The sequence below is a fragment of the Nocardia sp. NPDC058658 genome (genome assembly GCF_042716665.1).
GTDB lineage: Bacteria > Actinomycetota > Actinomycetes > Mycobacteriales > Mycobacteriaceae > Nocardia.
This window is the reverse complement of record NZ_JBHXRR010000016.1, coordinates 95,376-115,639: the sequence shown is the minus strand read 5'-3', so window position 1 is coordinate 115,639 and position 20,264 is coordinate 95,376. Positions and strand designations below refer to the sequence as shown.

General features: G+C 67.0%; 16 protein-coding genes. 9 read left to right on the top strand and 7 right to left on the bottom strand.

Annotated elements, in window-relative coordinates:
• The first annotated feature begins 17 nt into the window (after nt 1-17).
• A complete protein-coding gene (locus tag ACFWUP_RS21595) occupies nt 18-983 on the top strand; it encodes an alpha/beta hydrolase (protein ID WP_379236942.1) in 966 nt (321 codons plus the stop codon).
• A gap of 33 nt (nt 984-1,016) precedes the next feature.
• Entirely contained in the window at nt 1,017-1,349 is a 333-nt protein-coding gene (locus tag ACFWUP_RS21590) for a TfoX/Sxy family protein (protein WP_379236940.1), read from the top strand.
• A gap of 76 nt (nt 1,350-1,425) precedes the next feature.
• Here ACFWUP_RS21590 and ACFWUP_RS21585 read toward each other — a convergent pair whose 3' ends face one another.
• Entirely contained in the window at nt 1,426-1,860 is a 435-nt protein-coding gene (locus tag ACFWUP_RS21585) for an Ig-like domain-containing protein (RefSeq protein ID WP_379236938.1), read from the bottom strand.
• Nucleotides 1,861-2,036: 176 nt separating this feature from the next.
• Between ACFWUP_RS21585 and ACFWUP_RS21580 the strand changes: the two genes are divergently transcribed.
• The 5 genes from ACFWUP_RS21580 to ACFWUP_RS21560 all read left to right on the top strand — a co-directional run bounded on the left by ACFWUP_RS21580 (nt 2,037) and on the right by ACFWUP_RS21560 (nt 9,011).
• Nucleotides 2,037-2,258 carry a hypothetical protein gene (locus tag ACFWUP_RS21580; protein ID WP_379236936.1) on the top strand — a complete coding sequence of 74 codons (222 nt, stop codon included), beginning with the start codon at nt 2,037-2,039 and terminating at the stop codon, nt 2,256-2,258.
• Nucleotides 2,259-2,457: 199 nt separating this feature from the next.
• The gene (locus ACFWUP_RS21575) at nt 2,458-4,986 is read left to right on the top strand and encodes a LuxR C-terminal-related transcriptional regulator (protein WP_379236934.1); all 2,529 of its coding nucleotides are present in this window, start codon (nt 2,458-2,460) and stop codon (nt 4,984-4,986) included.
• A gap of 107 nt (nt 4,987-5,093) precedes the next feature.
• Nucleotides 5,094-6,737, top strand: coding sequence for a class I adenylate-forming enzyme family protein (locus tag ACFWUP_RS21570; protein WP_379236932.1), 1,644 nt, complete (start codon nt 5,094-5,096; stop codon nt 6,735-6,737).
• Between the two features lie 12 nt (nt 6,738-6,749).
• Nucleotides 6,750-8,489: an amidohydrolase family protein gene (locus ACFWUP_RS21565; RefSeq protein ID WP_379236930.1), complete on the top strand. Its 1,740-nt coding sequence runs from the start codon at nt 6,750-6,752 to the stop codon at nt 8,487-8,489.
• Between the two features lie 174 nt (nt 8,490-8,663).
• Complete coding sequence (locus tag ACFWUP_RS21560; protein WP_379236928.1) at nt 8,664-9,011, top strand: hypothetical protein; 348 nt, start codon at nt 8,664-8,666, stop codon at nt 9,009-9,011.
• Between the two features lie 63 nt (nt 9,012-9,074).
• Here the strand turns inward: ACFWUP_RS21560 and ACFWUP_RS21555 are convergent, their stop codons facing one another.
• From ACFWUP_RS21555 to ACFWUP_RS21535, 5 genes are all read right to left on the bottom strand, one after another.
• Complete coding sequence (locus ACFWUP_RS21555; RefSeq protein WP_379236926.1) at nt 9,075-9,704, bottom strand: maleylpyruvate isomerase family mycothiol-dependent enzyme; 630 nt, start codon at nt 9,702-9,704, stop codon at nt 9,075-9,077.
• Between the two features lie 318 nt (nt 9,705-10,022).
• Nucleotides 10,023-10,778, bottom strand: coding sequence for a respiratory nitrate reductase subunit gamma (gene narI, locus ACFWUP_RS21550; RefSeq protein WP_379236924.1), 756 nt, complete (start codon nt 10,776-10,778; stop codon nt 10,023-10,025).
• Nucleotides 10,775-11,455, bottom strand: coding sequence for a nitrate reductase molybdenum cofactor assembly chaperone (gene narJ, locus ACFWUP_RS21545; RefSeq protein WP_379236922.1), 681 nt, complete (start codon nt 11,453-11,455; stop codon nt 10,775-10,777). The genes narI and narJ overlap by 4 nt, the downstream gene beginning before the upstream one ends.
• Nucleotides 11,452-13,128 (bottom strand): nitrate reductase subunit beta, encoded by a 1,677-nt coding sequence (gene narH / locus ACFWUP_RS21540; RefSeq protein ID WP_379236920.1) that lies wholly within the window; start codon nt 13,126-13,128, stop codon nt 11,452-11,454. Before narH ends, narJ begins: the two co-directional genes overlap by 4 nt.
• Before the next feature lie 11 nt (nt 13,129-13,139).
• Nucleotides 13,140-16,847 carry a nitrate reductase subunit alpha gene (locus ACFWUP_RS21535; RefSeq protein WP_379236918.1) on the bottom strand — a complete coding sequence of 1,236 codons (3,708 nt, stop codon included), beginning with the start codon at nt 16,845-16,847 and terminating at the stop codon, nt 13,140-13,142.
• Nucleotides 16,848-17,513: 666 nt separating this feature from the next.
• Between ACFWUP_RS21535 and ACFWUP_RS21530 the strand changes: the two genes are divergently transcribed.
• Nucleotides 17,514-18,326 (top strand): helix-turn-helix transcriptional regulator, encoded by an 813-nt coding sequence (locus ACFWUP_RS21530; RefSeq protein ID WP_379236916.1) that lies wholly within the window; start codon nt 17,514-17,516, stop codon nt 18,324-18,326.
• Here the strand turns inward: ACFWUP_RS21530 and ACFWUP_RS21525 are convergent.
• Nucleotides 18,323-19,156 (bottom strand): alpha/beta fold hydrolase, encoded by an 834-nt coding sequence (locus tag ACFWUP_RS21525; protein ID WP_379236914.1) that lies wholly within the window; start codon nt 19,154-19,156, stop codon nt 18,323-18,325. The genes ACFWUP_RS21530 and ACFWUP_RS21525 overlap by 4 nt on opposite strands.
• A gap of 216 nt (nt 19,157-19,372) precedes the next feature.
• Between ACFWUP_RS21525 and ACFWUP_RS21520 the strand changes: the two genes are divergently transcribed.
• Entirely contained in the window at nt 19,373-20,257 is an 885-nt protein-coding gene (locus tag ACFWUP_RS21520; protein ID WP_379236912.1) for a hypothetical protein, read from the top strand.
• Nucleotides 20,258-20,264: the final 7 nt, after the last annotated feature.

Sequence of the window (20,264 nt, the reverse complement as noted above, 5' to 3'; positions counted from 1 at the left end):
GCGGCACACTACGTCGCATGCGTCGGCTTGTGTGCTGTCTGCTCGTCCTGCTCGGCTGTGGATTCGTCGTCTCGCCTCCTGCGTCGGCGCAATCCGGGATCCTCGACGTCCGCCCGCTCGGTGGCAGGCAGTTCGAGGTGGTCGTGTATTCCGCGGCGATGAATCGCCCGATCACCCTGTGGATGTCGCACCCCGGTGCAGGCGCGCCCGCGCTGTATCTGCTCAACGCCGTCGACGGCGGCGAGAGCGGCGGGCCGTGGATGCGCCGCACCGATGTGGTCGATTTCTTCGCCGACAAGCCGGTGAACGTGATCGTCCCGATCGGCGGCCGGGCCAGCATGTACACCGACTGGCAGCGTGACGACGGCGCGCTCGGCCGCAACAAATGGACCACCTTCCTGACCAACGAACTGCCCCCGCTGCTCAACGACCGGTTCGGCATGACGGGCGCCAATGGCATTGCGGGCCTGTCGATGTCGGCCACCTCGGCCTTGAACCTGGCGATCGCCGCACCCGGCCTGTACCGCGCGGTCGGCGCGTTCAGTGGCTGCACCCAGACCAGCAACCCGCTGGCCGAAACCCTGGTCCGCTCCCAGCTCGCCACTTTCGGCGCCGACGCGACCAACATGTGGGGCGGCCCCGGCGACCCGGCCTGGGCGGCCAACGACCCGACCCTGCACGCCGAGCGACTGCGCGGCACCGCCGTCTACCTGTCCTCTGGCAACGGCGCACCCGGCCCGCACGAGGCGTTCAACGACCCGAGCATCGGCGGCAACGTCGGCGTCCTGCTCGACCGCCTACTGGTCGGCGGCACCATGGAAGCCGTGGTCGGCAGCTGCTCGAGCCCCCTCGCGGGCCGCCTTGCCCAACTCGGCATCCCCGCCGACGTCCGCTTCCGCGCCGCGGGCACCCACGCCTGGCCCTACTGGCAGGACGACATCCACGATTCCTGGCCGATGTTCGCCGCCGCCCTCGGCGTCTGAGTTCTTGTCGGTGGGTCGGCGCACACTGAGCCGATGGCATACGACGAGGAACTCGCCGAGCGGATCCGGGAGATCGTCTACCCCCGGCCCGACCTCGCCGAGAAGAAGATGTTCGGCGGTCTCGCCTTCCTGATCGGCGGGAACATGGCCGTCGCCGCCAGCGGCAAGGGCGGCTTACTGGTCCGGGTCGCCCCGGCCGAAGGCGATGCCCTCCTCGACGGCGAGGCGATCACCCCGATGGTGATGGGCGGCCGCGAACTGAGCGGCTGGCTACGAGTAGCCCCCGCAACCGTCGACGACGACACCACCCTGCGGGAATGGGTCGAACGCGGGGTCGCCTTCGCCGCCACCCTGCCGCGCAAATAGCCACCGAACGGGCGGACCCTGACACGCGAAACGGCCGCCGCGGGGAGAGGTTCGCGGCGGCCGTCGGGCGGGTGGACTAGCCGGCTGAGCCGGACAGCAGACCACCCAGATCGGCGGAGCCGGAGCCCGCACCGTCGCCGGGGGCGGGGTTGGTCGGCTTCGGGACGACATTGATCGTGACGGTCTTCGAGCTGATGAGCTCCTGCACCGCCTTGATCTCGTGTGCACCGGTGGTCTTCGGGGTCCAGGTGATGGTGGCCTTGCCGTCGGCCACCGAGACCGGCTCGCCGATCTTGGTGCCGTTGTCGGTGAAGGTCACCTTGAACAGGAACGAGGTGGCCGTGACATCGGCGGTGACGGTGTAGGCGGTGTCGACGTAGTGCGTGCTGCCGCTCACCGCGATCCCCTGCACGAGCGCCGATGCCTGCGGTGCCGCCAGCACCACGGCCGCGGCCACCGCGGTGAAAGCGGTAAGTCCGAAACCGGCACGCCGCGTTTGGTAGATCTTCATGATGTTCTCCTGTTCGCGCTGATGTCGGTCGTGACATTAGCCAGCAGATCAGTCCACGTCCCGAAAACTGAAATAGTGATGTTTAAAAGTGGAAAAACAGATTGCGCCGCAGGTGGCGAGCGAATTCACCCGGAGCGGATGAGGTAATCCCGGTGACCGGCCGCGACACTGGAACCATGTCGAGGTCCGGTCCGGTCCGCTACCAGTTCGTCATCGAGGGCGAGCTGTCCGAGCGTGTTCTCGCGGCCTTCCCCGAACTGCGCCCCAGTTCGCATTCGCCCACCGGAACCACCATGCTGTTCGGTCTCGTCGACGACAGCACCGCCATGCGCGGCGTGATGGCCCGCATCGACACCCTCGGCCTCACCCTGCTGAGCATGTCGCAGTTGCCCGACTGAGCGTTCGCCGACGAGTCGACGTCGATCTGATAACGAGCGGGCCTACATTTCCTCGCCAGCAACCGAACAGTCGCTGTTTCGCCTAGCGTCTGTGTCGGCGGAGGTCGGCCGCCCAGCAGTAAAAGGCGTGTTCAGGAGGGTTGAGATGGCTTTGTCGTCGGTTTCTCTTGACATTCACAGTGGCGGCTCGGTGATAGCTGTGGCGGGCCCCCCTGAGCTGTCGTTCGCGCCCGTTCGCTGCAACGAGGCATTCACCCGCTTGGATCGCGCCAGGGCCGCCGCTGGACACACGGTGCTGCTGTGCGGACCGGCGGGCAGTGGGAAGACCGTCGTGCTGGTCGACTGGGTGCGCCACAGGTGCTCGGCCCACCTCGCGTGGCTGACCGTCGCCGACCGGCCCGGCACCGACCTGGTGGCCGAGATCGCGCGAAGCCTTTATCCCGCAATGGATTCCGTGCCGACCGGGGTGCTGTGCACGCCGATGGACCGCGCCGCGAGCCTCGTCGCCGCCATGGCCGATATCGAACCGACCGTGCTGGTGATCGACAACGCCCACCTGCTCTCCGACCCGCTGCAACTCGCCGGCCTGGAGTACCTGCTCACGCACCTGCCCGACCAGGTCACCGCGCTGATCGCGAGTCGCTTCGACCCCCCGCTGCGCTGGCACGCCCTCGACCTCGCGGGCAGGCTCACCCGGATCGGCGCCCCCGAACTCGCGCTGTCGAGGGAGCGGGTCGCCCAGCTGTTCGCCCAGCACGGTTGCCGACTCGACGACGCCGACCTCGCCGCGGTGCAGAGCCTCACTCGTGGTTGGGCCGCGCTGGTCCGGATCTCGGCAATCAGCCTGTCCGCCAACGTCACCGACCGCGACACCGCCCTCGCCGCCCTGGCTCGCCCGGCCCACGCGGTCGCCGACTTCCTGGTCGCGGAGCTGCTCGCCTCGCTGCCGCAGGCCACCCTCGAATTCCTGCTCGCCACAGCTGTTCCCGCGCAATTCTGCTTGCCGATGGCCGAGGACTTGGTAGGCGAGGATGCCGCCCGCATCCTCGACGAACTGTTGCGTGCCAACTTCCCCCTGCACACCGTCGCCCACGCGGGCGAACTCTGGCACACCTACCACCCGCTGCTGCGCGCCTACCTGCTCGCCGAGGCCGCCCACACCAGGCCGGAGCGTCTGCCCGACTGTCATCGCCGGGTGGCGGCCTGGTTCACCGCCGCCGCGATGCCGGGGCCCGCGCTCGCGCACGTTCTGGCCGAACCCGGCGCCCCGGGTTCGGTGGCATTCCTGCGGGACTGGGGATTGCGCATGGTCCTGGAAGGAAACGGTCACGACCTACTCGCCGCCGTCGAAAACCGTAGTGAGCCAGACGCGTTCGTTCGTCTGCTGCGCGCCGCCGTCGCGGTGGAGGCAGGCGATATCGCCGCCGCGGAGGTCTATCTCGAAGCGGCCCATGTCGGCCCGGATTCGGCGGCGGTGGTGCCCGCCGCATGGGTGGCCGCGCTCGACCACGCTGTGAGTGCGGGAGTCGCTGTGCTGGTGGGTGATTCGTCCTCGATCCGCTGGCCGCTGCCCCCGGCGACCGGCCAGCCCGACCTCGACTGCTACGCCGCGCTGCACTGCGGTATCGCCGAGATCTACGGTGGCGACGTCGACAGTGGCGCGACATCGGTGCGTCACGCGATCGTGCACGGCGAGCAGGCCGGGCTCGGTCGCGTCGCGGTGCGCGCCAGAACCGCCGCGGCGGTGGCGGCCGGGCTGGCGGGCCGGATCGGCGAGCAACGCGCCCTGGCGAACCAGGCGCTCGACTGCGCGCACCGCTACGAGCTGACCGGATCCTCGGATGCGGTGCCCGCCAGGGTGATCGCCGCTTTCGCCGCCTACCAGCAGGGCCAGGATTTCGAGCGGCCGTTGCCGAGCCTGCACTCGGTCGCGGCCGACGAGACCATGGTGCCCGCGCCGGTGCGGCAGGCCGCGATCATGACCGGCGTGCTGATGTTCGACACCGCCGCCGACCGCTCGGCCGCCGCAGTCGCACTCGGCAAGCAACTCCAGCGCCTGCTCGACGATTCGCCCACGCTGCACGGCACCGGCGAGCTGGTCACCGATGTGCTGTGGCTGCTGCTGCGCGTGCAGGCCAGAGCGGACGCCCGGCAGTTGATCGACCACGCGACGCGGGTGCTCGGGCGGACCTCGGAGATCGCTGTCGCCGAAGCGGGCCTCGCCCTCTACACCCATCGCCCAGCCGTCGTGCTGACCCTGCTGGAACCGGTGCTCGCGACAGCGCGACTGTCGTCGCGCTCGCAGGTCGCGGCCGCGCTGCTGGTCGCGGTCGCCGCCGATCGTCTCGACCGGCCCCGCAAAGTCGACGAGGCCTGCGAACAAGCTCTCGCGGCCGCGGCGACCGAACAGCTGACGCGTCCGTTCCTCGACGTGCCTGCGGCCGCCGAACTCCTCACCCGGACCGGCGCACGCTTCGGCCAGTACGCGGCGCTGCTCGACCGCATCCGCGCCTACCGCGGCGCCACCGCGGGCGCCCCGCAGCTCACCGACACCGAACTCGTTGTCCTGCGCCAACTTCCGTCCGGCATGACCGCGGCCAGTATCGCCGCCGACCTCGGCGTCTCGGTGAACACCGTCAAGACCCACCTGCGCGGCATCTACCAGAAGCTCGCCGTGAACGCCCGCGCCGACGCCATCGCCCAGGCCCGCGCGTTCGGTCTGTTCTGACATCGGTGCGGCGGTGAACCCGACGCCGTCGAACCGGACAGCCGCTATCCTGTGGTCCACGTCACTCGGTCTGGTCGCCGATGGCCGAGGTCGCTCAGGAGTTGTGCATGGATGTCGTAGACCCGCAGGAGTTCGTCGCCAAGGTCGCCGCGGGGCTCACCGCGCCCGGCGCACCGTTCGAGATGACGGTCGAACCCGTTCTCGGCGTGCCGATTCCGGTCTTCGCGCGCCGTCGCGCCAACCTTCGTGAACTGCTCGAACATTCCTTGAACTGGGGTGAGCGCGACTATCTCGTCACCGAGGATCGCCGGATCTCCTTCGCCGAGCATGCCGCTGCCGCAGGTGCTCTGGCCGCCGCGTTGGCCGCCAGGTACGGCGTGGGCAAGGGGGACCGGGTCGGCATCCTGGCCGCCAACGGTCCGGACTGGGTGATCGCGTTCTGGGCTGCGCAATGTCTCGGTGCGATCCCGGTCGGTTACAACGCGTGGTGGGCGCCCCCGGAGATCGCCTACGGGCTGAGGCACACCACGCCTACTGTGGTCGTCGCGGACGCGAAAAGGGCTGCGCTGCTAAGTGAAACGGATGTTCCGGTGCTCACCATGGAGGAAGATCTGCCCGCCCTCATCGCCGAATTCGGTGGCGGCGAGATCCCCAGCACGCCGCTCGCCGAAGACGATCCGGCCGTCATCCTCTACACCAGCGGCACCAGCGGAAAGCCGAAGGGCGTGGTCCATTCGCAGCGAAACATAGTGGCGATCAGCGACTATCACCGTTTCACCGACGCCATGCTCGCCGTGTTCATGGGCCAGGAGCCCGGCGACGCACCCAGCGATCGCCGCTACCTCGTCACCGCGCCACTGTTCCACATCGCCAGCCTGCACAACCTCGTCATCCCGCGCCTGCTGACCGGAGCGGCGGCGGTGTTCCCGCACGGCGCCTTCGAAGTCGACCGGGTGCTGAGCCTGGTCGAGCGCGAGAAGGTCACCAACTGGGCCGCGGTACCGACCATGGCGTCGCGGCTACTGGAACACGATGTGGCCCAACATGATCTGTCCTCGCTGACCGCCCTGTCGCTGAACTCCGCGCCGTCCTCGCCCGCGCTGCTCGCCGCCCTGCGCGCGAAGATCCCTGCGCTGCAGTTCTCGCTGACCACCAGCTACGGCCTCACCGAGAGCGGCACCGCGGCCACCGTCGCCACCCCACTCGACCTGGCCGCCGCCGATGCCTCGGTCGGCAGGCCGATCATCGGGGTCGCGGTGGAGATCCGCGATGCCGACGGTCACGTCGTCCCCGATGGCGACGAAGGTGAGATCTGTATCCGCAGCCCGTATGTGATGCTCGGCTACTGGAACGACGAGGCGGCGACCGCGGCGTCGATCGATGAGCAAAGATGGTTGCGCTCCGGTGATTTCGGCACCGTGCGCGACGGCAGATTGACCGTGTCGGGCAGGCGAACCGACCTGATCCTGCGCGGCGGCGAGAATGTGTATCCCACCGAGATCGAGAACGTCCTGGTCGAACACCCGGCCGTGCGCGACTGCGCGGTCTTCGGCGTCGACCACCCCGATCTCGGCCAGGAGGTGGCGGCGATCGTCGTCGCCGAACCCGGCACGGCGGACCCGGCGGAGTTGCGCGTCTTCCTCGCCGACCGCCTCGCCCATTTCAAGGTGCCCGCCCGCTGGCGGATCACTTCCGAAGCGCTGCCACGCAACGCGACCGGTAAAGTCACCAGGCGCGAGCTCGCGATCTAGAGGGGTCAGAAAATGTTCGACAGCATTATCAAGGGTGGCCGTTGGTTCGACGGCACCGGCGCCCCGTCCGCGGTCCGCCACCTCGGCATCATCGACGGCAAGGTGGCCGAGATCTCGGAGACCCCGCTCGACGAAACCGGTTGTGCCAAAGTCGTCGACGCGACCGGCAAATGGGTCATGCCCGGCATGATCGACATCCACACCCACTACGACGTGGAGGTCCTGCTCGACCCGTCGCTGTCGGAGTCGGTGCGCCACGGCGTCACCACCGTGCTGCTCGGTTCGTGCTCGCTGTCGACTGTGCACGTCGACGGTGAGGTCGCCGGTGACCTGTTCGGCCGGGTCGAGGCCATCCCGCGCCAGTACGTGGTCGGCGCGCTGAACGAGGTCAAGACCTGGAGTACCGCGGGCGAATACATGGATGCGCTGGAGCAGTTGCCGCTCGGGCCGAACCTGGCGGGCTTCATCGGTCACTCCGATATCCGGGCCTCGGTCATGGGTCTGGACCGTGCGACCCGTAACGAGGTGAAGCCGTCCAAGGCCGAACTCGCCGAGATCGAGCGCATGCTCGTCGACGCCCTCGATGCCGGCTTCGTCGGAATGTCCTCGCAGCAACTGATGTTCGACAAACTCGACGGTGTCACCTGCCGTTCGCGGACCCTGCCGTCCACCTACGCCAAGAGCAAAGAGCGCCACAGGCTCAACACGATCCTGCGCAAGCGTGGTCGCGCGCTGCAGGGTGGGCCCGACATCGCCAACCCGAAAAGCCTGGTGTCGATGGCAGTTTCGAGCACCGGCGTCGGGCGCAAGCCGCTCAAGGTCAGCCTGCTTTCGGCCGCCGATGTGAAGGCGGTGCCGGGCGCGTCCAAGATGTTCCCCGCCGTCGGCAAGATCATCAACGGACTCAACGGCAACTTCCGCTGGCAGCATCTGCCCGTGCCGTTCGAGGTGTACTCCGACGGCATCTCGCTGCCCGTGTTCGAGGAATTCGGTTCCGGCGCAGCGGCTTTGCACCTGTCCGATCACATCGACGAGCAGCGCCACCTCATGCAGGACGAGGAGTACCGCCGCGCGTTCCGCAAGGACTACGACAACAAGTACGGCCCCCGCGCCTGGCACCGCGACTTCTTCGACGCCGATATCGTCGAATGCCCTGACGACACCGTCATCGGCAAGACCTTCGGCGAGGTAGGTGTCGACCGCGGTGGCCTGCACCCAGTCGACGCGTTCCTCGACCTCGTCGTCGAGCACGGCGACAAATTGCGTTGGCGCACCACCATTTCCAACCACCGCCCCGAGGTGGCCGACATCCTCGCCGCCGACCCGTCGGTCCAGCTCGGCTTCTCCGACGCGGGCGCACACCTGCGCAACATGGCCTTCTACAACTTCGGCCTGCGCCTGCTCCGCCGTGTCAACGACGCCGCCGCCAACGAAAAGTCGTTCATGACAGTCGAACACGCGATCCACCGCCTCACCGGCGAACTCGCCGACTGGTACGGCCTCGACACCGGCCACCTACGCGTCGGCGACCGCGCCGACGCCGTCGTCATCGACCCCGCCCACCTCGACGACACCCTCGACGCCTACGCCGAGTCCCCCCTCGCCGTCTTCGGCAACCTCGCACGCATGGTCAACCGCAACGACGAAACCGTCACCGCGGTCTTCGTCAACGGGCGCTATGTCTTCGGCGAAGGTGAAGCCGATCCGGCACTGGGTACCGAACGCGTGGGAGCCTTCCTGCGCGCCGAGTAGGCCGATTGCACCCGGCCGCGCCGTCGGGAGCCCGTGAATCGGGCCCCGGGTGCGCGGTCGGGTTTCGGGGCCGACACGCAGCCCGTGCGCGCTCACCCCGCGCCGGTCTGCAACCCTCACTCGAGACCGGGCGACTCTCGTCACGCCGCCCGCCCATCAGCGAGAGGACTCGACATGTCGGACGCCAAGAAGATCACCTGGGGCAAACCTCGCCACCCCACTGATGCCGACCGCGCCGCCCTGCGCGACGACCTGCTCACCAGGGCGCGCGCCGTGCGGGCCAACGGCTGGGCCGACTACCGCACCGAGTGGCCGGCAGGCCAGGTCGCCGTAGTCGCCTACGTGCTGGGCGACGCCGAAGTGCTGGCCGAGTTCGACGAGAGCGAGGGCACGGTCCTGAGCCGCTACGCCGCCGACCTGTTCGGATTCATCAAGGGCCGCAAAGATATCGAGGCCGGGCTCGTCGGTACCCAGGCGTGGTTCGACACTGTTCGCAAGGCGCTGGGCAACCCATCCGAGTGAGAGGGCGGATTCGTCCGGCTCGCGTCCCACGGCCATCCGTGCGCGACCGTGGGAGCCGGGCTGTCAGGCAGTGCCGCCGCCGCTCAGTGCGAGGATGCGGTCGCGCAGGGTAGACGCGCCCGGACCAGCGAGGTCATCGCAATAGGCCTCCCGCCCCGCCATCGCCATGGTCAGCGCGAGTGTCGTGCCACTGACCAGCGGCCCGGTTCCGGAGACGAACGGCCCGTCGGTCGCTTCGAGGCGGAGGCCGTTGATGAGGGTTTTGCCGGGGACGGTGAAGTCGCGGCTCGCGAAGAACTCGGCGACGGCGGTGGTGGCTTCGATCGACGGTGTGTAACTCAGGCCGAGTGGGCGGCGGATGTCCTGTGCGTGGACGATCACCTCGCCGAGCCAGGCCACGGTGGGACCGGGCGCTGAGGTCGTGCTGGGGATGATGGCCCGGAACAGCGCGAGCGTCTCGGTCGGCGTGGTCCCGAGATGCTCGGCTTTGCGCCGTTCGTTGTGCTTGTCGAAGTCGAAGCGGGCGCCGAGCACGCTGGTCACCCAGCGCACCCGGCCGACGCTCGCCGCCGCCGTGAGATGAGCGAGCACATCCTCGACGGTCCAGGATTCGCACAGCGACTGCCGACTCCACCCCTCGGCTTCCAGGACGGCGAGATCATCGGCGAGCGCGGCGCGTTCGGCATGCGCCATCGCCCACAACGTCGCACGGTCCGGACTTACAAGCTGATCCTTCACGAGAACCTCGATTCGGGCACCACCCGGCCACCGGAACGCGACGGTGCCGCCTCCACGCTCCGCAATGAAGACGAGTCGGCCGCCGCGAATTCATCGGTAGCCAGCCGCACCCACCTGGACGGCCGATGGTTTTTCCTTCTCGGGCGATGCCGCCACCATGGCCTGGTGATCAACTGTCCAGGTGGGTGCGGAGTACGCATTCCGTCCGTGAGTAGATGGTCGGGACGCCGACGAGATAGGCGGGCCGTCGAAACGGGCGAGCGGGCAGTGGCGCTACCACTTGTCCGGTGTGACCGGGGCGTCCCAGGCTTTGGCGAAGCGGGTCTTGTCCTTGGTGTCCACTTCCTTGCGGCGGTAGACGATGTAGGGGCGGGTGAGGTAGCCGATGGGGGCGCTGAACATGTGGACAAGGCGGGTGTAGGGCCAGGCGAAGACCAGGGCGAGGACGACGAGGCCGTGGAGTTGGAAGGTCCAGGGGACCCCGACCATCAGGCCGGGTTCGGGGTTGATGGAGAAGAGGCTGCGGAACCAGGGGGAGACCGTGGTGCGGTAGTTGTAGGTGCCCCACAGGAGGTTCGAGCCCCAGGTGTTGAGCAGGCCCGTGACCAGGGCCAGAGTGAGCAGCGTGTACATCATGATGTCGTTGCGGCTGGTGTTCTTGCGCACGGCGGGGATGACGATGCGGCGGTAGCACAGGATCGCCACGCCCGCGACGACCATCAGCCCGGCGATCGAGCCCGCGCCGACCGCGACGAGGTGGTAGGCGTGCTCGGAGATACCGATTGCGGCAGTCCAGGATTCGGGGATCAGCAGACCCATCACGTGACCGCCGAACACTCCGAGCATGCCGAAGTGGAACAGTGGGCTGCCCAGTTGCAGCAGCTTGGACTCGTAGATCTGTGAGGACCGGGTGGTCCAGCCGAACTGGTCGAAGCGGTAGCGCCAGACATGGCCCAGCACAAAGGAAGTCGCCGCGATGTAGGGCAGGATCAGCCACAGGCCTTCGGGCAGGGGGATGGTTGCGTTCATCTGCGGCCTTCTGTTGCTTCGAAGAGGGCGGGGTCCATGGCGTACGGCTCGAGGCCGACTTCTTCCTCGGGCGGACCCTGGGCGGCGAGTTCGGCGATGCGACGGCGATCGGCGGTGGTCACCGGCGGCAGCGTGGTGAGCACCGCGGCCAGCACGCCGCTGTAGGGAGAGTTGTTGTCGCCCAGCGACAGTCGCAGCAGCTCCATCACTGGAACGTGCTCGCCGAGCAGGCGTTCGCCGCCGATCGGGTCGATGGTGGCGGCGAATTCCAGCAGGACCGGGAGGTGGTCGGGCAGTTCCTCGTCGCCGAGTTCGACGCCGGCCTGGCGGTAGGCGTGCTTGAACCGCAGTAGCGCCATGCCGCGTTTGCGGGTGTCGCCGAAGGCGTAGAACGTGAGGTGCAGACTGGCGCGGCGGCGCATGTCGAAGGTTTCGACGTAGCTCTGCGCCACCTCGATCGCAGGCTTGTCGCGCAGGTAGGCGAGGATCTCGGCGAAATGCGCCTGCACTTCTTCGGGCAATTGTGCTGCGGCGTCGGACAATTGGCCGAGCATGGCCAGGGTCTGCTCGCCGGGGTAGTCGAGCAGCAACGCCGCCAGCCGCCACACGACCAGGCGATCGTGCTCGGGCATCGCCGTAACCGGTTGGGGCCGTTTACGAATGGAGAGCAGGCTCATGGTGCGACACCGCTCACGGGTGTGTCGGTAACGGCAGCGCCGTTGCTGCCGTTGCCGTTACCGGCGCCGTTGCCGGTCTTCTCGCCGTTCGCGCTCGGCAAGAGTCCACTGGTGCTTCGCCCGTCCCAGTTGAGCAGGTTGATCCGGCCCGACTTCTCCTCGGGCGCAGCCTGATTCACATCCGAAAGCGAGAACTTCTCGACGACCTGATCGAACGCGGTCATGCCGGGCCCGCCGTCGGTATCGAGACTGCACCCGGTGGCCAGCGAATCCAGTTCGTGCGCTTTGGAAGTCGCGCCCATCGGGATCACGTAGCGGTGCTCGTACTTGGCGATGGCGAGCAGCCGGTACATCGCCTCGATCTCTTCGGGCTCGAGCCCGATCGACGGCGCGATGTGCGGCTCCGGCTCCTCACCCAGGTTGACCGAGCGCATGAACGAGCGCATCCCGGCCAGCCGCTGCAGCGACGAGCGCACCGGCCCGATCTCACCCGCCGTGAACAGCTCGGCCAGATATTCCAATGGAATACGTAGCGCGTCGATGGCGCCGAACAGGTTGCGCACGTCCTCGCCGTCATGACCGGTCTCGGTCAGTACATCCACCACCGGCGACAGCGGCGGCACGTACCAAACCATCGGCATCGTGCGGTATTCCGGGTGCAGCGGCAGCGCCAACTGGTAGTCGACGATCAGCTTGTAGACCGGTGAATCCTGGGCGGCCTGAATCCAATCCGACGAGATGCCCGCCTTCTCGGCCTCGGCGATCACTCGCTCGTCGTGCGGGTTGAGGAACACGCCGAGCTGCGAGGTGTAGAGGTCCTGCGGGTCGGTGACCTGGGCGGCTTCCTGCACCGCGTCGGCGTCGTAGAGCATCACGCCGATGTAGCGCAGACGCCCGACGCAGGTCTCCGAGCACACGGTCGGGATGCCGACCTCCACGCGCGGGTAGCAGAAAGTGCATTTCTCCGCCTTGCCCGTCTTGTGGTTGAAGTAGATCTTCTTGTACGGGCAGCCGGTGATGCACTGGCGCCAACCACGGCATTTGTCCTGGTCGACGAGCACGATGCCGTCTTCCTCGCGCTTGTAGATCGCGCCGGAGGGGCACGACGCGGCGCACGAGGGGTTCAGGCAGTGCTCGCAGATGCGCGGCAGGTAGAACATGAAGGTCTCTTCGAACTCCAGTTTCACCTTGGTCTCGAGCTTGCCGAGGATCGGGTCCTTGCCGACCTGCTCGGGGCCGGAACCCAGGTCGTCGTCCCAGTTCGCGCCCCAGGTGACCTTGGTGTCCTCACCGGTGATGAGCGACTTGGGTCGCGCGACAGGGGTGGTGTCCATGGGCGGCGACGACAGCAGGTTGTCGTAGTCGTAGCTCCACGGCTCGTAGTAGTCGTCGACCGTGGGCAGGTCGGGGTTGGCGAAGATGTTCATCAGGCGCTTGAACCGCGAGCCCGACTTGAGGGTCAGCTTGCCGCGCTTGTTGAGCGTCCAGCCACCCTTCCACTTCTCCTGGTCCTCGTACTGGCGTGGATACCCTTGTCCCGGACGGGTTTCCACGTTGTTGAACCAGACGTACTCGGTGCCACCGCGGTTGGTCCAGGCCTGCTTGCAGGTGACCGAGCAGGTGTGGCAGCCGATGCACTTGTCCAGGTTCATGACCATCGCAAGTTGAGCCATTACGCGCATGGTTAGTACTCCACGTTCTGGTTGCGGCGGCGAATGGTGGTGACCTCGTCACGCTGGTTACCGGTCGGGCCGTGGTAGTTGAGGGCGAAGGACTGCTGGGCGTAGCCGCCGATCAGGTGCGAGGGCTTGATCAGCACCCGGGTGAGCGCGTTGTGGATACCGCCGCGCTTGCCCTTGGCTTCGGGGGTGGTGTCCTCGGCGCCTTCGATGCGCGGCACGTCGACCGCGCGGTCCTGGGCGTGGTACATGAAGACCGTGCCCTCGGGCATGCGGTGCGAGACGATGGCACGGGCCACGACGACACCGTTGCGGTTGATCGCTTCGATCCAATCGTTGTCCGCCACACCGATCTTCTTCGCGTCGACATCGGACATCCAGATCGTCTGACCGCCGCGCGAGAGCGTGAGCATGTGCAGGTTGTCCTGGTAGGCCGAGTGGATCGACCACTTGGAGTGCGGGGTCAGGTAGCGCACGGTGAGCCCGTTGCCGCTCACATTGCCGATGCTCGGTTCCGCGAACAGCGCCGACATGTCGAGGGGCGGACGGAAGATCGGCAACTGCTCGCCGAGTTCGATCATCCAGTCGTGGTCGAGGTAGAAGTGCTGGCGACCGGTGAGGGTGTGCCAGGGCTTGAGCCGCTCGACATTGATGGTGAACGGCGAGTACCGTCGACCACCGGATTCCGAGCCCGACCATTCCGCCGAGGTGATCACCGGGACCGGTCGGGCCTGGGTGTCGGCGAACGTGATCCGTTTGCCTTCAGCCTCTTTCGCGAGGTCGACCAGCTCGGTGCCCGTGCGCCGTTCCAGCGCCTCGAACCCCTCGACCGCGAGACGGCCGTTGGTGGTGCCCGACAGCGACAGGATGGCCTCGGCGGCGTGGGTGTCCTTGGCCAGCGACGGCCGACCCGCGGCGATACCGGAGACGATGGTGCCGTTCTGGCCGGCCAGGTACTCGACCTCGGCCTCGGGGAAGGTGGTCACGCCCTTGGTCGTCAGACCGAGCTTCTCGACCAGCGGCCCGAGCGCGGCCAGCTTCTCCGCGATCTTGGTGTAGTCGCGTTCGATCTCCACGATCTTGGGCATGGTCTTGCCCGGAATCGGTTCGCACTCACCGGCTTTCCAGTCCAGGACCTTGCCGCCTGCCTGGGCCAAGGCATCAGGGGAGTCGTGCTGCAACGGCACTGCGACGATGTCTTTGCGTGTGCCCAAGTGCTTTTCGGCCAACCAGGAGAAGCCGCGCGCGATCCGGTGGAACGCCTCGAAGTCGGTCTTGGCTTCCCACGGCGGGGAGATGGCGGGGGAGAAGGCGTGCACGAACGGATGCATGTCGGTGGAGGACAGGTCGTGCTTCTCGTACCAGGTGGCGGCGGGGAGCACGATGTCGGCGAACAGCGTGGTGCTGGTCATCCGGAAGTCCAGTGCGAGAAGCAGATCCAGCTTGCCCTCGGCGCCTTCCTCACGCCATTCCAGTTCCTGCGGGCGCACGCCGGTTGCGTCGGTGGTCTGCAGGTTGGAGCCGCAGCCCAGTAGGTGCTTCTGGAAGTACTCGTTGCCCTTGCCCGAGGAACCGAGCAGGTTCGCGCGCCAGACAGTGAGTACGCGCGGGAAGTTCTCGGGGGCGTCGGGGTCTTCGCAGGCGAACCGCAGGCCACCGGACTTCAAACCGTCGACGACGTGCTCGGCTGGGGTCTTTCCGGCTTCGGCGGCCTCGTCGGCGAGGTCGAGGGGGTTGCGGTTGAACGTCGGGTAGCTCGGCATCCAGCCCAGTCGGCTGGCCAGGGCGATGTTGTCGGCGGCGGTGCGCCCGGCGAACTTGCCCTTACCGAGGGGCGACGCGAACGAGTCCGAGGTGAAGGGGTCGTAGCGCCACTGGTCGTTGGTGAGGTACCAGAACACGGTGCCCTGCATCTGACGCGGCGGCCGCTGCCAATCCGAAGCGGAAGCCAGTGTGGCCCAACCGGTTACAGGACGGCACTTCTCCTGCCCGACGTAGTGGGCCCAGCCGCCGCCGTTCTTGCCCTGGCAGCCGGTGAGCAGCGTGAGGGTGAAGAAGGCGCGGTAGATCTGATCGGAGTGGAACCAGTGGTTGGTGCCCGCGCCCATCAGGATCATCGAGCGGCCGCCGGAACGTTCCGCATTGTCGGCGAATTCGCGTCCGATGCGCGCGGCCTGTACGGCGGGAACGCCGGTGATGGCCTCCTGCCAGGCCGGGGTGTACGGCGACTCGGCGTCGTCGTAACCCTTTGCCCACTCGCCCGGAAGACCGTCGCGGCCGACGCCGTACTGCGCGAGCAGCAGATCGAAGACCGTAGTAACCCGCTTGCCCGCAACAGTTTTCGTCGGCACGCCACGAATGATCGACCCGGCGACATCGGTGTCGAAGCGGGGCAGCGCGATGGTGGCGGGCGCCTCGTCGGTATGACCGAGCAGCGTGAGCAGCGGGTCGACACCCTCGAGGTCGAGGTTCCACTTGCCCGCGTCGGCCTCGTTGAAGCGGTGACCCAGAGAGCCGTTGGGCACCACCGCATTACCGTCCTGATCGAGCAGAACAGGCTTGTGCTCGGCGTTTTCGTCGGTGTGGCCCAGATCGGCCGCGGTGAGGAACTTGCCGGGCAGGGCGCCGTCCTGATCCGCCGCCTCGTCGAGGCAGATCAGGTACGGCAGGTCGGTGAAAGACTTGATGTAGTCGGTGAACATCGGAGTCTGCTTCTCGATGAAGAACTCCTTGAGCACCACGTGCCCCATCGACATCGCCAGTGCCGCATCGGTTCCCGGCCGCGCGGCCACCCACTCGTCGGCGAACTTGGTGTTGTCGGCGTAGTCGGGGGAGACCACCACGACCTTCTGGCCGCGGTAGCGCGCCTCGGTCATGTAGTGCGCGTCGGGGGTTCGGGTCACCGGGACATTCGAGCCCCACATGATGAGGTAACCGGCATCGAACCAGTCGGCCGATTCCGGCACGTCGGTCTGGTCGCCGAACACCTGCGGCGAGGCCACCGGCAGGTCGGCGTACCAGTCGTAGAACGAGAGCATGTAGCCGCCGATCAGCGACACGAAGCGCGCGCCGGTGGCATGGCTGACCATCGACATCGCGGGGATCGGCGAGAACCCGGCCACGCGGTCGGGCCCGTACTGCTTGATCGTGTAAACATGTGCGGCAGCGGCGATTTCGGCGGCTTCCCACCATTCGGCGCGGACGAACCCGCCCTTGCCGCGCGCCATCTTGTAGGCCTTGGCCTTGACCGGATCCTCGACGATGGACCCCCACGCCAGCACCGGATCCTTGAGCTCGGCCTTGGCCTTGCGGTACAGATCCAGCAGCGTGCCACGCACATACGGGTAGCGCACGCGGGCGGGCGAGTAGGTGTACCAGGAGAAGGAGGCGCCACGCGGGCAGCCGCGCGGCTCGTACTCGGGCTTGTCCGAACCCACCGACGGGTAGTCGGTCTGCTGCGACTCCCAGGTGATCACGCCGTCCTTGACGTAGATCTTCCATGAGCACGAACCGGTGCAGTTCACGCCGTGGGTCGAGCGAACCACCTTGTCGTGTGACCAGCGGTCGCGGTAGAACTCGTCGGCATCCCGACCACCGACCTTGTAGACCGACCGGTTGTCGGGCGAGACCTCGCCCCGCTGGAAATACTTACCGAGGTTCAGCAATGTGTCGCCGAAATCGGGCGACGGACCTTGCGTGCGCGAATTAACCACGACGCCCCCTTCGAGTGCGTGAAATCGGGCTGTTGGGGAAAACTGTAAGGAGGCGGGCTCTTTCGGCAAAACGAACTTTTCACATCCGGATTCGGGCCGCGGTGAGCTGTGAGGTCGGCGAAATGTTGTGGTCACGGGCGAGGTGCGCGCGGACCCTCGCGATCGGGGGCCCACCAGGGGTGAATGGGTCGCGAGCTGGCCGAATGGGGCGACCGGGGGGTGCGTCGGAACGTCGGCGGTGATACTTCGGAAACGACTGGTTCTCCCGCGGTTTACATTTGTTTACACACCTGGTTTCCCGGCCGAACAGCCGGAATGTGACGCCACGCACAACGGCGCTGGGTACTGTTGCAGTCGGTGCGGTGCGCGGGGTCGGCTGCGCGTTCACCCGGGTGGACGAGAGGTTGGCCGGGTCGATGCCCCGGTCTCCTGTGCTGCCACGGACGGCAGGTAGGCGGGGCGGAATGGGATGGGGCGGCCGCGGCCGGTGGCATCAAAGAATGAAATTCGAGATCTGTCGATATCGGTTCGTATCAGTGCCTTTCGTGACCGAACGCACGTTTGCCGAAAGGTAGCCATCTGAATGGCGAGGCGCCAGTATAAAGAAACGGCATCTTTTCCGTTCGGTTGTTGGATCGTGGTTGAAGCGTCATCCAGGATGAGCCCATGCAGACAGGGAGGGTTGGGGTGCTACCGAAAACTTCGTCCGACGGGCCTGACGGCCCGCCGCGACCGCCGACACTGGGCGGTTTGCTTCGGCGACTACGTGACGATCGGCGGATTTCCCGAGAGAAGTTGGCCTTTGCGGCCGGGGTGAGTTCGAGTTACATCACGCACTTGGAGAGCGGGGACCGTGAGCGGCCGACGCGTGCGGTGATCGACGCACTGGTCCGTTATCTCGACCGTATTGCACCGGTCACCGACATCGAACGCAGGCATCTGTTCGACCTGGCGGGTTTACCGCCGGTCGACAATCCGACGGTCGAGGACCTGCGCGCCGAAATCAGCGCCGAGATGCGCCGCACACTGGCGCTGCAGGAGCCCGACCTCGCGGCCTATGTGGACACACGCTGGAATGTGCTCGCCGGCAACGAATCCTACGATCGCGCGTTTCCCGGCCTGGTCGACGATGTCAATATCCTGCGCTGGTTCTTCGGCAACCCGCTCTCACGGAAAGTGATGGTGGAGTGGGAGAAGGAGTCCACGCTCACCGTGCACTGGTTGCGCGGGCTCATCGGCCAGCAGGGCGGCGGACAGTGGGCCGCCGAGTTGCTCGACGAACTGGCGCACTATCGCGACTTCCGCCGCATCTGGGACGACGGCGACACCGCCTACGGTCGCGAGCACCCCGCCATGCGGCTGTGCGACCTGCACACCGGCGAACATTTCACCGTCGACGTGCAGCTGTTCCGGCTCGACTCCGTCGCCTATCCCGGCCGCATCCAGTACTACCTGGGGGTTCGCGGCCCTGGCCGCTAGATCCCGGCCGCTGCCGTCGGCTCCACGGTGTAGCTGGTGCCGGCCGTGACCACTGCGGCCAGCGCCGTAGCGACCTGCACGGGATGGGTCAGCGCGCAGCCGTGGCCCGCACCCGCCACCGTGTGCACACCGCTCGCGCCCGCCAGTGCGTGCGCCAGTCGCGCGCTCTTGTCCGCGGTGCTGGTGTGGTCGTGTTCGCCGCGCAGGACCAGTGCAGGCACGCTGATCTCGCCGAGTCGTCCGAGCACACTGTCGCGGCCGATCAGGCAATCGGCGGCCGGTCGGATCGCGGTGCGGTCGGCGGCGAGCCAGCGGGTGATCCAGCTCTGCCAGATCTGCGGATCGGTGCCGCCGATCAGTCGCGGCGCGAGGTCTTGCGCAAGGGCGTGCAAGTCGGCGGTGCCGCACCATTCGTCGAAGAAATTCTCGTAATAGGTTTCCTCGGCCCTGGTGCATGCGTCGGCCTCGGTATCGAGCAGTGCCAATCCGGTGACACGTTCGGGGGCGAGCAAAGCCATTCGCAGCGCCGCGTAACCACCCTGGCTCACGCCGCCGACGACAGCGTGCTCGATGCCGAGCGCGTCGAGTACCCGCAGGCCGTCGGTGGCCAGATCCCAGTAGTCGAAGCGGGGGTCCGCGCCGTACCCGGTGCGGCCGTGTCCGCGGGCATCCCAGGTGACGACATTGATATCGGTGTGTGCCAGGACATTCCGGACCGGATCGAACATGGATGTGTCCATGAGAAATCCGTGGGCGAGTAACAGTGTCGGGCCGTGGCGGGCATCGGTGCGGAAATGGACGTTCACGGAATCGGAGTGCACGAAGGGCATGGTCGAAACATACAAGCGAATCAGTCGATTTCGATGGTTGCGGGCTGAATGCGGTACCGACTGTTGGGTGTACCGACGGTTCTGTGAATTCACTGGCGAGTGTTTGTCCCTTACCGGGCGCACAATGTTCGCGCTCCCGGTGGACATGTCTGTTCGTGACCGTTTGGATAGAAGACGTAGCAAAATTCGGCTCGAGTCGGAAACGTGGGGGTTTTGATGAAAGTGACCGAGCAGGGGTCCGATACCCAGATTTGTCTGGCCGCCGCCGGCGACAGCGTGTCTGCCACCTTCGCGGTCTGCGACGCGGAAGGCAGGGCGATTTGGTACGGCCCGTTCATCGACGCCGACGCGGACCATCCGCGCGGTGACCAGCTCGCCGCTGTGATGGGTGCCGCGAACCGCGCGATCTGGCTCGCAGGACGGGCTCGCGAGGACACCGGGGCACAGAATGTGACCTTGCGGCTGTCGGTCAGCGAGTCCGGGCTCGACGCCGTCACGCTGGCTTGCGCTGCGTCGATGGCAGGTCTTGCCCTCGACCTTGTTGTCACCGAAGACAATCCGGCCCTTGACTGGTGCCAGGCGTTCGGCAGGCTCGACCCGACGTCGGGACTGTTGACCGATCTCGTGGATCCACAGGTGCAGCCGGCGCTTCGTTCGATCACAGGCGGCCTCGGCCGGGAGTCCGAATCACAGGAAAGGCTCGTCATGCACGAACTGGCACTCGATCCCTCGATGGAACTGCGCTCGGCGCTGGAAAGTCTGTTGTTGCACGATGCCGTCGGGATGACCGCGACGATGCGCCACGCGGTCACGGCCGTCGTCCACCTGACCGTGGACACACCGCACGGACCGCCTGCGGACGCGGAGGAATTCCTCGGTCGATTCGATGCCTCGTGGTTGGTGGCGTCATGGCTGGGGCACGACACCGAGTTGTCGCTGATCGCCACGCTGTGCGCGGGCGACATTCCGGCGCTGTCGTGGTGCGAGCTGATGTTCACCACGACCTTGGCGCCGTGGTCGACCAGCCCGGTCGCAGTGCACGCCCGGCGGGTATTTCGCGAGAGTGCGGGCTCGGTGGAATTGCGGACCGTCGGGCGCTGAGTCGCCG

Bases quoted from the DNA above. Each gene is read 5' to 3' on its own strand.
- narJ (WP_379236922.1), bottom strand. From the start codon at position 11,455: ATGAGCCTGCTCTCCATTCGTAAACGGCCCCAACCGGTTACGGCGATG.
- ACFWUP_RS21565 (WP_379236930.1), top strand. From the start codon at position 6,750: ATGTTCGACAGCATTATCAAGGGTGGCCGTTGGTTCGACGGCACCGGC.
- ACFWUP_RS21530 (WP_379236916.1), top strand. From the start codon at position 17,514: ATGCAGACAGGGAGGGTTGGGGTGCTACCGAAAACTTCGTCCGACGGG.
- ACFWUP_RS21555 (WP_379236926.1), bottom strand. From the start codon at position 9,704: ATGGCGCATGCCGAACGCGCCGCGCTCGCCGATGATCTCGCCGTCCTG.
- ACFWUP_RS21580 (WP_379236936.1), top strand. From the start codon at position 2,037: ATGTCGAGGTCCGGTCCGGTCCGCTACCAGTTCGTCATCGAGGGCGAG.
- narH (WP_379236920.1), bottom strand. From the start codon at position 13,128: ATGGCTCAACTTGCGATGGTCATGAACCTGGACAAGTGCATCGGCTGC.
- ACFWUP_RS21520 (WP_379236912.1), top strand. From the start codon at position 19,373: ATGAAAGTGACCGAGCAGGGGTCCGATACCCAGATTTGTCTGGCCGCC.
- ACFWUP_RS21585 (WP_379236938.1), bottom strand. From the start codon at position 1,860: ATGAAGATCTACCAAACGCGGCGTGCCGGTTTCGGACTTACCGCTTTC.
- ACFWUP_RS21590 (WP_379236940.1), top strand. From the start codon at position 1,017: ATGGCATACGACGAGGAACTCGCCGAGCGGATCCGGGAGATCGTCTAC.
- narI (WP_379236924.1), bottom strand. From the start codon at position 10,778: ATGAACGCAACCATCCCCCTGCCCGAAGGCCTGTGGCTGATCCTGCCC.
- ACFWUP_RS21560 (WP_379236928.1), top strand. From the start codon at position 8,664: ATGTCGGACGCCAAGAAGATCACCTGGGGCAAACCTCGCCACCCCACT.
- ACFWUP_RS21570 (WP_379236932.1), top strand. From the start codon at position 5,094: ATGGATGTCGTAGACCCGCAGGAGTTCGTCGCCAAGGTCGCCGCGGGG.
- ACFWUP_RS21595 (WP_379236942.1), top strand. From the start codon at position 18: ATGCGTCGGCTTGTGTGCTGTCTGCTCGTCCTGCTCGGCTGTGGATTC.
- ACFWUP_RS21525 (WP_379236914.1), bottom strand. From the start codon at position 19,156: ATGCCCTTCGTGCACTCCGATTCCGTGAACGTCCATTTCCGCACCGAT.